Below are 318 nucleotides of genomic sequence, written 5' to 3' on the forward strand. Positions count from 1 at the left end.
CGTCCTACTCTCCCAGGACCCTTCGGTCCAAGTACCATCGGCGCTGGAGGGCTTAACGGTCGTGTTCGGGATGGGTACGCGTGGAACCCCTCCGCTATCGCCACCAAACGCATTTCGAAAGAGGTTTGCTCTTTCAAAACTGACAACGAGTGAGATTGTTTTGCCTTGCGGCATATTTGAATGTTTCCGTTGCAGGAAACGATTCTCCATAGAAAGGAGGTGATCCAGCCGCACCTTCCGATACGGCTACCTTGTTACGACTTCACCCCAATCATCTACCCCACCTTCGGCGGCTGGCTCCTTGCGGTTACCCCACCG

2 rRNA genes are annotated in these 318 nt (G+C 54.7%); both read right to left on the minus strand.

Annotated features, from left to right (window positions below):
- A 5S ribosomal RNA gene (gene rrf, locus KI367_RS26815) occupies window positions 1-108 on the minus strand; the annotation flags it as partial.
- Between the two features lie 104 nt (window positions 109-212).
- A 16S ribosomal RNA gene (locus KI367_RS26820) occupies window positions 213-318 on the minus strand; the annotation flags it as partial.

Source organism: Paenibacillus cookii, from assembly GCF_018333375.1.
GTDB lineage: Bacteria > Bacillota > Bacilli > Paenibacillales > Paenibacillaceae > Paenibacillus_AQ > Paenibacillus_AQ cookii.